This is a genomic window from Kitasatospora sp. NPDC089509 (genome assembly GCF_044749365.1).
GTDB lineage: Bacteria > Actinomycetota > Actinomycetes > Streptomycetales > Streptomycetaceae > Kitasatospora.
This window is the reverse complement of record NZ_JBIVHS010000017.1, coordinates 135,959-149,097: the sequence shown is the minus strand read 5'-3', so window position 1 is coordinate 149,097 and position 13,139 is coordinate 135,959. Positions and strand designations below refer to the sequence as shown.

Annotated in this window: 11 protein-coding genes and 1 tRNA gene; 8 read left to right on the top strand and 4 right to left on the bottom strand. The window is 72.5% G+C overall.

The genetic code is table 11. From position 1 onward, the window contains the following. Nucleotides 1-109: 109 nt before the first annotated feature. Both ACIP4P_RS30000 and ACIP4P_RS29995 read right to left on the bottom strand, forming a co-directional pair. Nucleotides 110-820: a hypothetical protein gene (locus ACIP4P_RS30000; protein WP_400923839.1), complete on the bottom strand. Its 711-nt coding sequence runs from the start codon at nucleotides 818-820 to the stop codon at nucleotides 110-112. A gap of 210 nt (nucleotides 821-1,030) precedes the next feature. Continuing rightward, the gene (locus ACIP4P_RS29995; protein WP_400923779.1) at nucleotides 1,031-1,876 is read right to left on the bottom strand and encodes a hypothetical protein; all 846 of its coding nucleotides are present in this window, start codon (nucleotides 1,874-1,876) and stop codon (nucleotides 1,031-1,033) included. A gap of 593 nt (nucleotides 1,877-2,469) precedes the next feature. Here ACIP4P_RS29995 and ACIP4P_RS29990 point away from each other — a divergent pair. The 7 genes from ACIP4P_RS29990 to ACIP4P_RS29960 all read left to right on the top strand — a co-directional run bounded on the left by ACIP4P_RS29990 (nucleotide 2,470) and on the right by ACIP4P_RS29960 (nucleotide 8,412). Then, nucleotides 2,470-3,267, top strand: coding sequence for a transglycosylase family protein (locus tag ACIP4P_RS29990; RefSeq protein ID WP_350516293.1), 798 nt, complete (start codon nucleotides 2,470-2,472; stop codon nucleotides 3,265-3,267). A gap of 211 nt (nucleotides 3,268-3,478) precedes the next feature. Beyond that, entirely contained in the window at nucleotides 3,479-4,000 is a 522-nt protein-coding gene (locus ACIP4P_RS29985; RefSeq protein ID WP_400923776.1) for a transglycosylase family protein, read from the top strand. 23 nt (nucleotides 4,001-4,023) lie between these two features. Beyond that, complete coding sequence (locus ACIP4P_RS29980) at nucleotides 4,024-4,701, top strand: alpha-ketoglutarate-dependent dioxygenase AlkB family protein (RefSeq protein WP_400923829.1); 678 nt, start codon at nucleotides 4,024-4,026, stop codon at nucleotides 4,699-4,701. 148 nt (nucleotides 4,702-4,849) lie between these two features. Next, a complete protein-coding gene (gene tesB, locus ACIP4P_RS29975; protein WP_350516292.1) occupies nucleotides 4,850-5,710 on the top strand; it encodes an acyl-CoA thioesterase II in 861 nt (286 codons plus the stop codon). A gap of 184 nt (nucleotides 5,711-5,894) precedes the next feature. Continuing rightward, complete coding sequence (locus ACIP4P_RS29970) at nucleotides 5,895-6,692, top strand: DUF1684 domain-containing protein (protein ID WP_400923774.1); 798 nt, start codon at nucleotides 5,895-5,897, stop codon at nucleotides 6,690-6,692. 254 nt (nucleotides 6,693-6,946) lie between these two features. After that, a complete protein-coding gene (locus tag ACIP4P_RS29965) occupies nucleotides 6,947-8,191 on the top strand; it encodes an MFS transporter (protein WP_400923827.1) in 1,245 nt (414 codons plus the stop codon). Between the two features lie 147 nt (nucleotides 8,192-8,338). Continuing rightward, nucleotides 8,339-8,412: transfer RNA gene (locus tag ACIP4P_RS29960), tRNA-Pro, on the top strand. Nucleotides 8,413-8,735: 323 nt separating this feature from the next. Here ACIP4P_RS29960 and ACIP4P_RS29955 read toward each other — a convergent pair. After that, entirely contained in the window at nucleotides 8,736-8,945 is a 210-nt protein-coding gene (locus ACIP4P_RS29955) for a hypothetical protein (protein ID WP_400923772.1), read from the bottom strand. 235 nt (nucleotides 8,946-9,180) lie between these two features. Between ACIP4P_RS29955 and ACIP4P_RS29950 the strand changes: the two genes are divergently transcribed. Beyond that, nucleotides 9,181-11,376 (top strand): HEAT repeat domain-containing protein, encoded by a 2,196-nt coding sequence (locus ACIP4P_RS29950; RefSeq protein WP_400923770.1) that lies wholly within the window; start codon nucleotides 9,181-9,183, stop codon nucleotides 11,374-11,376. A 122-nt stretch (nucleotides 11,377-11,498) separates the two neighbouring features. Here the strand turns inward: ACIP4P_RS29950 and ACIP4P_RS29945 are convergent, their stop codons facing one another. After that, nucleotides 11,499-12,860, bottom strand: a complete 1,362-nt coding sequence (locus ACIP4P_RS29945) for a restriction endonuclease (RefSeq protein WP_400923768.1) — start codon at nucleotides 12,858-12,860, stop codon at nucleotides 11,499-11,501. Nucleotides 12,861-13,139 lie beyond the last annotated feature (279 nt).

Genomic DNA, 13,139 nt, shown 5'->3' with positions numbered 1-13,139 from the left:
GCGGTCGCGATAGCGACAGGTGGGACCAGGTAGTACGAGCTGAGGGCTCCGTCACGGTGGTGGCGGGGCCCTCGGGCGTTTCCGGGGGCGTGGGGGTGGCGCATGTGGGTCAGTGGCTGCCGGTGCGGCCCGGGGGGAGCGAGAGCATCTGGCGGTGCCGGCCGCCGGTGGACGGCGGGGCGGTGGCGAGGCCGGTGGCGGTGCCCAGCACGGGGGACGGGGCCGGCGGCGGTGCGGGCACCGCGTGCGGGGCGGCGCCGAGGTAGCCGGCGGCGACCCAGCCCTGGCCGTTGGTGAACTGGGGGGAGGGGGGTGCGGCCTGGCCGTGGCCGTCGCTGGTGGCGGCGGTGGGCTCGGGGTGGCCGGTGTGGTGGGCGGCGGCGTGGTGTCCGGTGGTGTGGTGTCCGATGGTGTGATGGCCGGTGTGGTGACCGGGCGGGGAGTGCTGCGACTGCGCCGGCATGAACTGGGGGAGGCCGGAGGGCTGGCCCCCGTAGGAGTGGAAGGCCTGGTGCTGCGGTGGGTACTGGCGCTGCTCGCCGAGCAGGGGGTAGCCACCGAGGATGCCGTCGCGAACACCGTCCCGAAGGCCGTCGCGTACGCCGTCGCGGATCGCGAAGCCGGTGAACCTCAGGTCCTCCTCGCCCGAGCGGTCGCCGGGCAGGGCGCGGAACAGTCGTCGGTACTCGGAGTACAGCTCGTCGTAGATCGGGGTCGTCGAGTGCGGGTGCTCCGCGTCGTACGACGGGCGCATGCCCGGGATCGAGCGGGGGGCGGTGGCCGACCGTCCGGCGGGTGCGGAGACGTCGTAGCTGTACACGTAGGGGCCAACGAGTGAGAGGCGACGGGGATGCGGGGCGTTCGGGCGCGCAGGGCGCTCACGCGTGCGCGGTGCTCGGGCGCGGTGCTCGGGTGCGGTGCTCAGGGGAGTGAGGCTCCTCGGCGGTCGACGCGCGGGGCGGCCGCGCACCGGACGGTGGCCGCTGCCCGGGGCGACAGTGGCCACCGTCCGGTGCGCCGGGGCGGCGGATCAGGTGCCGGCCAGCGGGAGGGAGGCGGCGACGACCTGACCGAGTGCGACGGCCCGCTCCAGCGCCTGGCGCAGCAGGTCCTCGCGGGGCTGGCGGCCGACCATCCCGGCCGGGACCGCGTACATGGTCACCTCGGAGAGCTGGCTGGCCGCCATCCGCCAGGCGTCGGTGACCTGGAGCGGCTGGTGGGCCTGCCACCAGCCGGTGCTGCCGCCGACCGCGGCGGGCTGCAGGATCGCGTGCAGCTTGCCCATCGCGACCAGGACCGACCAGCCGGGCAGCTGCTCCGGCGTCTCGTCGAGGTCGGCGACCGGCTGGAAGCCGGCGTCCTGGAGCAGGTCGAGGAACTCGTCCTCGCCGGAGGTGCTGCCGGGGCGGCCGACCGGCCCGGTGGGCTCGACCACCAGGGAGGCGTGGCCGACCTTGCCGTGCAGGACGAGCCCACAGGTGATGCCGAGGATGGCGGCCTGGCCGGGGGCGGTGGGCTGGCCCGGCGCGTCGGCGGGGGAGGCCGGGGCGGGGAGGGTGAGGTTCGGGGCGGGAACGGTGGCGTCCGGGGCGGCGGGCCGGGTCTGGTTGATGCTGCGGACGGCGCCGACCAGCTGCTCCTCGGCGACCGGCACCACCTGGGACGGGATGCAGCGGGCGTGGGCGAAGGCCAGCACGGCGGTCTCGTCGCCGACGAACAGCACGGTGCTGGTGGGCTCCACGTGGGTGTCACCGGGGGTGCGGCAGGAGGTGCATTCGTAGCTGTCGGGGGCGCGGTCGCCGCCGAGCAGGCGGTCGGCCTCGTCGTCGCCGATCTCGGACCGGACCTCGTCGCTGACGTCGAGCATGCGCGGCACAGGGTCTCCTCGGATGGGTGCGGGTGGGTCATGGGGGCGGACTAGGGGAGGTCGGCATGCCCAACGGGCCCTTGTGTCAGGCGTCACGGGTGCCCGGCGAGGGTGACGGGAATTGCTCCGGATCCGACCGCGCAACGTGTTCTCGTGGTCGCAATCTGTCGATGTCGGTGCCGGGACTGCCGGATTGAAACTGTGGGGTGGGTCACGTCGCCGCGATGTTTGATCTAGGAATCGATGGTCAAATCAGACATTTCGGGCATGAATCCACGGCCATTACCGGCGGTAACCCGTCGCTGAGCTGGGCAGACCGGTGGAGTTTTGGTTTCACCGCCTACCGGCTCGTAGCTTCTGTGGCGGCGCAACGAGCGCCACCCGGGCTCACCCCCGACGCACCGCCCCTCGGCCCCGGCCGGACGCGGCAGGTGCCCGCCGACACGATCGCTCGAACAGGTCGTCGGCGAGCGGCTGGGTGGCCAGGGCGGCAAGCGGCACGTCCGACACGTGCACGGCCGTCCGACGGACGCGGCAAGCGAACGCGGCCCTCTTGAGGGTCTGGTTCCGCATGCCCGCCCGGGGCTGTCGAGAGGAACCCCATGACCTTCCGTAACGAGAACGCCGCTGCCACCACCACCGCCGCCACCAAGCGCAACCGCGTTCGGATGGCCGTCGTGGCGGGCGCCGCTGTCGCGGCCCTGCCGGTGGCCGGCCTCGTCACGGCCACCTCGGCCTCCGCTGCCCCGGTCTCCACCTGGGACTCCGTCGCCCAGTGCGAGAGCGGCGGCAACTGGGCCATCAACACCGGCAACGGTTTCTACGGCGGTCTGCAGTTCACCTCCAGCACCTGGGCCGCCTTCGGCGGCACCGCCTACGCCTCGCAGGCCAACCAGGCCACCAAGGCGCAGCAGATCGCCGTCGCCGAGAAGGTCCTCGCCTCCCAGGGCCCCGGCGCCTGGCCGGTCTGCTCCGTCAAGGCGGGCCTGACCAAGGGCGGCGCCCCGGCCGCCGTCGACACCTCGGCCGGCACCTCCGCCGCCAAGCCGGCGCAGACCCCCGCGCCGAAGACCGCCACCCCGAAGGCCGCCGCCCCCAAGGCCGCTGCCGCGCCGAAGGCTGACGCCGCGCCGAAGGCCGCTGCGCCCAAGGCCGACGCCGCGAAGCCCGACGCCGCGTCGAAGAAGGACGCCGCCAAGTCCTGGAACGGCGCCAAGTCCTGGACCGGCTCCAACGACGCCAAGCCGGCCAAGGGCAACTACACCGTCAAGTCCGGTGACACCCTGAGCTCCATCGCCGCCGCGCAGGGCCTGGACTGGCACGACCTGTACAAGAACAACGCCAAGGTCATCGGTGGCAACCCCGACCTGATCTTCCCGGGTCAGACCCTGAGCGTCTGAGCTCCTGCGTTCTTGAGCTCTTGAGCTCTTGAGCTCCTGAACAGCTGGGCGCCTGAGGCCCGATGAGCTGACCCCTGGTCGCTCGGGCCGGCGCCGCCGCTCCCCGGCCACGGCCGCTCCTCCGCCACGCGGGGGAGCGGCCGTCGGCGTTTCCGGTGTGTCGGGGGCGGAGCGGCCCGATAGGGACCCGGAGTCCCTAGGGTCGGCTGCCGTGCCGTACCCGTATGACGAGCGGACAGGTCGGGCCGTGGCCCGGGCGGGTGTGGCCGTGGCGGCGGCGGTACTGGCGGCGGCGGTGCCGGCCGTGGTCCCGGGAGGCGCGCGGGTCGGGGCGTCGGTGCGGGTCGCGGATCTCGTCTGGGACGAACTCGCCGACTGCGAGAGCGGCGGCGACTGGCGGGCCGACACCGGCAACGGCTACTACGGCGGCCTGCAGATCCACCCGACCACCTGGGCGGAGACCGGCGGCCTGCACTTCGCCGACCGGCCGGACCACGCGAGCCGGCGCGAGCAGACCACCGTCGGGGAGGAGATCCTGCGGCGGCAGGGCTGGGAGGCCTGGCCGTCCTGCGCCCGGGAGCTGGGGATGATCGGCCAAGACGCCGAGGACCGGCTCCCCGGCCCGTCGGCGGGGGCGGTGGGGGAGGGCGCGGTGCGGGAGGGCTTGGTGGAGGCGGGCTGGTGGGGGAGGGCGCGGTACGGGAGGGCTCGGTGCGGGAGGATGGTGGGGTGATCCAGGGCGAGCTGTTCGACGACCTGCCCGGGGACCGGTCCGGCCGCGCCCGGGTGCCGACCGAACCCGCTCCCGGCGCCGTCCTGCTGCCCGACTGGCTGGACCGGGCCGCGCAGCGGCGCCTGGTCGCGGCCTGCCGGGAGTGGGCCCTGCCCCCGGCCGGGCTGCACAGCGTGCGGATGCCCACCGGCGGGCTGATGTCGGTGCGGATGGTGAGCCTCGGCTGGCACTGGTACCCGTACGGCTACGCGCGGGTCGCCGAGGACGGCGCCCCCGTCAAGCCGTTCCCGCCGCTGCTCGGGGAGCTCGCCCGGCGGGCGGTGGCGGACGCCTACGGGGAGCACGCCGGGGGGATCGCGGGCGCGGTCGGCTACGAACCGGACACCGCGATCGTGAACCACTACCCCCACGGCGCGAAGATGGGCCTGCACCAGGACCGCGACGAGCGCGTGGACGCGCCGGTGGTCTCGCTCTCGTTGGGTGACGACTGCGTCTTCCGGCTCGGGAACACCGAGACCAGGACCCGGCCGTGGACCGACCTGGAACTGCACAGCGGGGACCTCCTGGTGTTCGGCGGGCCGTCCCGGTTCGCGTACCACGGGGTGGTGCGGACGCTGCCGGGGACGGCGGACCGGGCGTTCGAACCGGAGCTGGAGGGGCGGCTCAACATCACGGTGCGGCAGTCGGGGCTGGGGGCGTAGCGGGGGAGGGACGGTCGGCCCGGTGAGGGGGAGGGGCGGTCGGCCCGGTGAGCGGGAATGTCCCGGGTCGCCGGAGAATTCGAGTGAGCTGGAGAACTCGACCGAAATCACGAGAACTCGACCGGAACCACGAGAGGGAGGCGCGCCCATGGGTACCCCCGTCGACGACCTCGTCGATCTGCTCGACCTGGAGCAGATCGAACTGAACATCTTCCGCGGGCGCAGTCCCGAGGAGGCACTGCAGCGCACCTTCGGCGGCCAGGTCGCCGGACAGGCGCTGGTCGCGGCGGGGCGCACGGTCGAGGGCGAGCGCCCCGTCCACTCGCTGCACGCGTACTTCCTGCGCCCCGGCGTCCCCGGCCTGCCGATCGTCTACCAGGTCGACCGGATCCGCGACGGCCGTTCCTTCACCACCCGCCGGGTGCTCGCCATCCAGGGCGGCCGGTCGATCTTCTCGCTCACCGCCGACTTCCACAGACCGGAGGAGGGCAGCATCGAGCACCAGTACCCGATGCCGGAGGTCCCGGCGCCCGAGGAACTGCCCAGCGCGCTGGACGAGGTCGGCTCCCGGCTCGGCGAACTGCCCCCGTTCATCAGCCGCCGCCAGCCCTTCGACATCCGCTACGTCGAGCGGCTGCGCTGGCACAAGCACGAGCTGGTCGACGTCGAGGCGCGCAGCGGCGTGTGGCTGCGCACCAACGGTCCGCTGCCGGACGATCCGCTGATCCACGTCTGCGCGCTCACCTACGCCAGCGACATGACGCTGCTGGACGCCGTGCGCGCCCCCGTCGAGCCGCTGTGGGGCCGTCGGCACTTCGACATGGCCTCGCTCGACCACGCGATGTGGTTCCACCGGCCGTTCCGCGCCGACGACTGGCTGCTCTACCAGCAGGAGTCCCCGATCGCCCACGGCGCGCGCGGCCTGGCCCGCGGGCAGATCTACGACCGGAGCGGGCAGCTGGTGGTGTCGGTGGTGCAGGAGGGCCTCTTCCGCCCGCTGCAGGACTGACCACCGCGTCCCGGTTGCGGTCCCCGCTGCCGTGTGTTGCCGCCGCATTGCAGTCTCCTTACGGGGCGGCGGCTTGCCGGGGTCGGGGAATGATCCGTACCGACGGACGACGTTGTGCAGGATGACCGATACGGACGGCTCGAACGGCGGGCCGTCCGCGGGACCGGACCGGGAGGGTTGACCGATGACGGCGACGGCCGCGGAGGACTGGAAGCACTGGAGTGACGGGCGGGCGGCGTCGGTGAGCGCGCCGCACGGCCAGCTCGCACTCACCGGCACGCACTGGCTGGCGCCCGAGCCGGCCGAGGTCCCGGGCCTGCCCGGGCTCTGGTGGGCCGACGCCGAGGGCGTCCGGGTGCGGGCCGCCGCGGCCGACGGCATCACGGTCGACGGCGCCGACCGCGCCGACGGACCGGTGGACGGCGAGGTACTGCTGCGCCCGGACACCGATCCGGCCGCCGACACCGCCACCCAGGGCGAGCTGCTGCTCGTCCCGATCGAGCGGGAGGGCGAGCTCGCCCTGCGGGTCTTCGACCCGGCCGCGCCCCGCCGGGTCGGCTTCGCGGGCATCTCCGCGTACCCGTACGCGCCGGAGTGGGCGGTGCCCGCCGTCTACACCCCCTTCGAGGAGGAGGGGCAGTCGGTCGTCGTCCCGAACGCGGACGGCAAGGACCGCCCGCTGGCCGTCACCGGACGGATCGAGTTCACGGTGGCCGGCGAGCACCGCACCCTGACCGTCGGCCGTTCCGGCCGGCGCCTCACCGGTGTCATCGCGGACGCCACCAGCGGTGTCGACACCTACCGCTTCCGCTTCATCACCCTGCCCGCACCGGACGCGGACGGCCGGACGGTCCTCGACCTCAACCGGGCCTACCTGCCGCCCTGCGCCTTCGCGGACCACTTCATCTGCCCGTTCCCGCCGCCGGGCAACCGGCTGGACTTCGCGGTGGAGGCGGGCGAGAAGCAGGTGCTCACCCGGTAGTCGGCGGGGCGCGCCGCACCGGCTGTCGGGGGCGACTCCGGCGGTCGGTGCGGGGCGGTGCGGGGCGGGAGGGAGCCCCCCGGTGTCGGGAGCGGCGCGGGCCGGGGCAACCATGGACGGTTGTGACGACCAAGCAACCCCCTGATACCTCGACCGCCGCCGCCCCCACCGTGGTCCCCGCCGTGGTCCCAGCCGACGCGGACTCACCCGCCACCCCCTCCGAGACCCCGGACCCTCCCGGGACATCGGGCGGGATACCGGCCCTCCCCTGGTACCGCAGGGCCTTCGCCGACCTCAGCCCGCTGCGCGAGCACCCCGACTACCGCCGGGTCTGGTCCGGTCAGGCGGTGTCCTCGATCGGCCAGCAGATGACCGCCGTGGCCGTCTCCGTCCAGGTCTACGACCTGACCGGCTCCGCCTTCGCGACCGGCCTGGTGGGTCTGTTCTCCCTCGTCCCGCTGGTCGCCTTCGGCCTGTACGGCGGCGCCATCGCCGACACCGTGGACCGCCGCAAGCTCGGCCTGATCGGCTCGGCCGGCCTGGCCGCCGTCTCCGCCCTGCTCGCCGCCCAGGCCCTCGCCGGGTTCCACGCGGTCGCCGTCCTCTACGCCGCCGTCGCCGTCCAGGCGGGGTTCTTCGCGCTCAGCTCGCCCGCCCGCTCGGCGATGATCCCCCGACTGGTCCCCGCCCACCGGCTCCCGGCGGCGAACGCCCTGAACACCGTCAGCATGAACCTCGGCCTCACCGTCGGCCCGATGCTCGGCGGCGTCCTGATCGGCGCCTTCGGCGTCCAGTCCGCCTACCTGGTCGACACCGTCGCCTTCACCGCCACCCTGTACGCCATGTGGCGACTGCCCGCCATGCGGCCACTGGGCGAGCGCAAGGGCCGCGCCTCCGTCCTCGACGGCCTGCGCTTCCTGCGGGAGCAGCCCAACCTGCGCACCAGCTTCCTCGCCGACCTGGCCGCGATGATCTTCGGGATGCCCCGCGCCCTCTTCCCCGCGATCGCCGTCACCTTCTACGCCGGCGACGCCCGCACCGTCGGCCTGCTGGTCTCCGCCCCGGCCGTCGGCGCCCTGATCGGCGCGCTCTTCTCCGGCTGGGTCGGCCGGGTCCACCGCCAGGGCGTCGCGATCCTCGCCGCCGTCTCCGCCTGGGGCCTCGCCATCGCCGCCTTCGGCGCCCTCCACAACCTCTGGCTCGGCCTCCTGCTGCTCGCGGTGGCCGGCTGCGCGGACACCGTCAGCATGATCTTCCGCAACACGATGATGCAGGTCGCCGCCCCCGACGAGATGCGTGGCCGCCTCCAGGGGATCTTCATCGTCGTCGTGGCCGGCGGCCCCCGCCTCGGCGACTTCGAGTCCGGCGCCGTCGCCGCCCTCAGCAACCCCGCCACCTCCGTCATCACCGGCGGCCTCGCCTGCGTCGCCTGCGTCCTCCTCCTCGCCGCCCGCCGCCCCGCCTTCCTCCGCTACGACGCCCGCCACCCGACCCCCTGAACCCACCGACCCCACCCGCTCCCGGAATCTGGCAGCGAGCACCCCCCGACGTGCTGTATTGTTTTCCACGTCGCCGGGACAACCGGAGACAAGGTCGAAAAGCCAACCGGCAAAGCCCCCCAGGCCCCGCCGCACGGCACGAGACCACGGGACGTGGCGCAGCTTGGTAGCGCACTTGACTGGGGGTCAAGGGGTCGCAGGTTCAAATCCTGTCGTCCCGACATTGTGTCGGAAGGCCGTTGGCCGGGAGAAATCCCAGGTCAGCGGCCTTTTTGTTGATGGCCCGACAGGTGTTTCACGGCGTTGGAGCGGCCGGTCCGTGATCCTGCCAGGGACCAGCCGGGGACCAGGCAGTCGGCGGAGCCAGGAACCTGCCACGGCTTACCGCAGTCCTGAGAACGCGTGAGTACTAGGACCTCTCTTTCGGATCTTGCAGATGCAGCGCGCGGCGTTGGGCGCCTTGCGGGCGTGCCGCCGAAACTCCCTAGGCCACCACGGAAGCAGCCATCTAACTCCCGCATCAGTGGCGCCGAACAGCGACACATCAGCTGGACTTCTCCTCAGCAGCGACCGGGACCGTCCGGCGGGAGCCCCGCCGACGCACGCCCCAGGCCGCCAGCGCAGTGATCAGCGCCACCGCGAGTCCGCCGAGGAACTCCGGCACTGCGGCCACCAGCAGCTCCGGAACGCTGCCCAGATGGCTGGCGCATCCCTCGCCGATTGCCCGGGCTGCCTCGTTGATCTTTATTGCCATCGCAGTACGCCCCCACTGTTCGGAACACTTCACGGTCGCCGTCGACCGCGCAGCCAGCTTGCTCGGCGCGGACGGTGCCCCCAACCCGCGCTGGGACAGGCTGGGACACCCCGGGACCGCCCGGGGCATTCGCCCGCTGGCCGAAGGCCCGATCTGGGAGGATGGCGGGTGTCCCGGGCCACTCCCAGGGACGCGTCTGAGGCGCCCCGGGGCAGGAGTTCGAGGAAAACCAGCGATGAGTGCACCAACGGGAGACGAGGCCGATGCGGCGTTCGCACTCGGTGCCTTTCTTCGGACCCGGGCGCAGGAGGCGGGCCTGAGTGCGCGTGAGATCGCCTTCGCTTTCCAGCAGCGGGCGGACCAGGAGCAGGCGCAAATCGCGGCGGGGGCGGGCGGGTCGGCCGCCCCCGTGGGTGGGATGAGCTTCTCAAAGTCGCACCTCGACCGCCTTTTCAAGGGCGGCACCGCGCTGCCGTCGGTCCGGTTCCTCGGGGTCTTCCTGGAGATCACCAGCGCCGCCATCGGCCTGCCTCAGCATCGCCACCAGGCTCTGTGTCGGGAGGCGACGGAACTGCTGACCAAGGCCCGGCGGCTGAAGTCCCGCCCAGCTGCGTCGCCGCAGCCACAACCGGATCCGCCCACCACGGCGGCGGCCATCGCCACGCTGCAGGCGCAGCTCGACCTCGAACGGGCGCATCGCACCGGGGACCGCCTCCGCCGGGAGCTGAGCGACACCCAGGCGCTGATGGGCACGCTGCTGCAAATCATCGACACGCTGCGGGACATCATCACCGAGCTTGATCTCGACTTGTTCGGCGCACCACGCACCGCCGGGCGGGCAGTTCCGCACTCGCTGGCCGAGCGGCAGCGCACCGAGGCGGTCGAGTACAAGGCGGCGGCAGAGGCGGAGTTCGACCGGGTTGACCACCGGCGGCGGGTGCTGGAGCTGCTGTGGGACCAGGCGCAGGGCAGCTTGCGGCGGCTGGCCGCGCACACCGACGTCGGTCACCTGCGGCCGCTGCCCGACCCTCCGCCGCTGCCGACCCGGAGCGTCCTCTCTCATGGCCTCCACGCCGAGTCCGCGCTGGCGGACATCGCGACCGCCCTCGGCCGGGTCCAGGAGTACAACGACGCGGAAGAGCAGAAGATTGCCGAGCTGCGGCGCGCCCTCGCAGACGACGCGCCGCTGGCCCCCGACGACGAACTGTCGATCCTGGTGGCCGCCACCCGGCTGAGCGACCCGCTCGCCCGCAGCGCCGCCCTGCGGACCGTCTTGGCGAGCTGGGCCGACCACCCGAGCACCCACGACACCCTCCTGCGACTCGTCCATGACGACCAGTCGGCCATCCGCCACCGCGCGGCCTGGGGCCTGGCAGCCGCCTGGGCCGGGAACCCCAAGGCCCGGGACGCCGTCGCGGCTCTGGCCGGCGACCCCGAGCACCACGTCCGGCAAACGGCGGCGCTGGGGCTGGCGCACGGCTGGGCGGGCGACCACGCCGCGCGGGACGCGCTTGCCCGGCTCACCCAGCACGAGAATCCGGGAGTCCGGGAGACGGTGGTGCAGGCGCTGGTTCAGGGGTGGGCGGATGATCCTGTAGTCCGCGACTGCCTGATCACCCTGGTCGGCGACAGCGAGGTACCGGTCCGGGCGGTTGCCGCAGAGTTCCTTACTGAGGGCTGGCCCCACGACGGCGTCGCACTCGCCGCACGCCGCTCCCTCTGCGACGACCCTGCGGAGTCCATTCGCTGGATCGCCAAGCAGGGGCTCACACGCCAGGGCTACGCCTCGGCCACCTCGCCGGTGACGGCCAACCCCATCCTCCAGGCTGCCGAACTGCCACCTTCCTATAAGGAACTCGGCACCCTGCCGGTCGCCGCTGCGCTACGCCAGGGAATCAGCTTCCACGAGGGGATCACTGTGCTCGTGGGCGCCAACGCCAGCGGGAAAACTATCCTGCTGGAAGCCCTGGCCCTATCGATGAACTCAGTGCTTTCCGCTCGCCTGGTCGGGCAGCCGCGACCAGCGAGCCAGGACCTAGCGAAGCACCTCCGGATCACCTGGAACAGCCAACGGACTCCGTATAGTTGCTACTACCTCAATGACGACGCTGTCCAGGCTTTCGACAGCCGGGCCTCCGGGCTGGAGAACTGGCAGGCGTGCCTGCGCTCCCTGGTCGACTCGGACGGTGCGTCGAACAGGATTGTCCTAATCGACGAGCCCTTCGGATTCCTGCCTGCCGTGGCGGAACACAGGCTCTTCGACGCACTCTCGGAACTCGTCGACCAGGGCTTCCAGCTGATCGTCACCTCGGTGCGAACCACCTGGACCGCCCTCCCTGCGGCCCGGGTCATCAAGATCGACCGAAGCGCCCACCGCGCCGCATCCTTCGATCCAACGAAATTCCCTGACGGCCCGATGCTGTTGGTCTAGGCCGCTTCTTACTGATCAACGGATCGTTGATCCGGCTGTGCCGTTGACTTACGCGCAGTGGGCCTACTCGTGCGCTCTGTGGGACGGGCGGCTCGGGGGCCAGAGAAGGTCCCTGGCCGACTTCACACGAGGTCGCCGGCCTGCCAGCCCGGGGGGACCTTGGGCAGTCCGATCAGGGCGTCGATGTTCAGGTGCTCGGCGAGCAGGGCCTTGAGGTTGCGGCCGTCGATGAGGCGCAGGCGGCCGTTGCGGTGGGCGAAGTCGTAGCTGTCCTTGCCGAACCACGAGGTGGTGACGACGATGCCGTAGCCGGCGTCCTTGTCCTGGATGACCCCGGACATGGCGCGGACGGTGTTCACCGGGACGATGTTCTTGGAGCGCTTGGCCTGGATGGCGAAGATGGTGGACCCGGTTGGGTCGGTCAGTGTCGCGACGGCGTCCACGCCGTCGTCGCGGGAGCCCTGGGTGCGCCAGGTCTCGTAGCCCATGGCTTCGAAGAGTTCGCGGACCAGGCGTTCGAAGTCGTAGGGGTTCATCTGGAGCAGGTCGGGCCGGCTGTCCAGGGTGGCGACCACGGCGGTGTCGGTGGTGATGCGGTAGCGGGACAGGTCGGCCTCGACGATGGGTGTGACCGGTTCCAGGTCGTGGGGGTGCTTGGAGACGGTGGCACCGAGCCGGTGGAGGCACTGCTGCGGGTCGAGCCGGGGCTCGTCCAGGACCAGTTCGGCGAAGTCCTTGCGCTGGGCGACGACACTGACGACGCAGGCCCGGATCGCCTGACCGGTCGCCGTATCGGTGGCGTTGACACGGCCGTTGAGGATGACGGTCTCCACGAACGCGGCCGGTGTGGCGGAGAACGCCTCGTCCAGCGCGCGCAGTGCCAGGCGGGCCACCAGCCTGGCGTAGGCCTCGTTGAGCTCGGCCGGCTTGGCGGGCTGGGGGACGACCTGGGCGCGCTGTGCGACGTAGCGGTAAGAGGCCACCGCCGGGACGATCTCGTGGTTCGGCAGCTCGACGTCGACCAGGAGCTGCTGGGCCTCGGGGACGTAGACAGCCTGGGCCGCGGCCCGGCAGCCAGAGGGGACGGGGGAGCGCTGCAGCAGGTCCTCGATCAGCTCCGCGACACCCTGAGGGCCATCGTGGGCGAACGCTTCTTCGACGTGCGGGTGCCAGGCCTCCAGGCCCTCGGGGCGCAGCAGCAGGACCGATTCCAGCTCCTCGCGGCGCCGATTGCACTTGGCGGTGCCCTCCTCGGCCTGGGCCTTGAGCCGGGTCGTCTCGGCTTGCCGAGCTTGCCGTTGGGCTTCCTTCTCGGCCAGGGCGTCCGCGCGTTTCCTCGCCTCCTCCTCCCGGCGCCGGGCCGTCAGGCGCTTGGCCAACTCGGCTTCCACCCGGGCGGCTTCCTTGGCACGGGCGGCTTCCTCGCGCTGGAGGTGCTTCTCGCCGGCGGCCAGGAGCCGGGCGTGTTCGACGGCGGGGTCCACCTTCCGCTTCCTGGGACGGGGTTGAGCCGCCGGAGCGGCAGGCCGGCCGGCCGCCTGTTGGGCCCCGCCCTGTGCCTGCGCGGCTCGCGCCTGCTGCTTCAAGCGGTACGCCTCGGCAAGGATCTCCGCCACCGTCTTTCGGCGTGCCACCCGGTCCACCCCCTGGTCCACGACAGCGCGGCCCCACGCGGGGCCGCGCTGCCTGCGCGATATGCCAGCAGCACTACCCGGCTGGGGCCGCCGAGAATCAGCGGCTCCGAGCCGAGCAGGGGAGCGGAA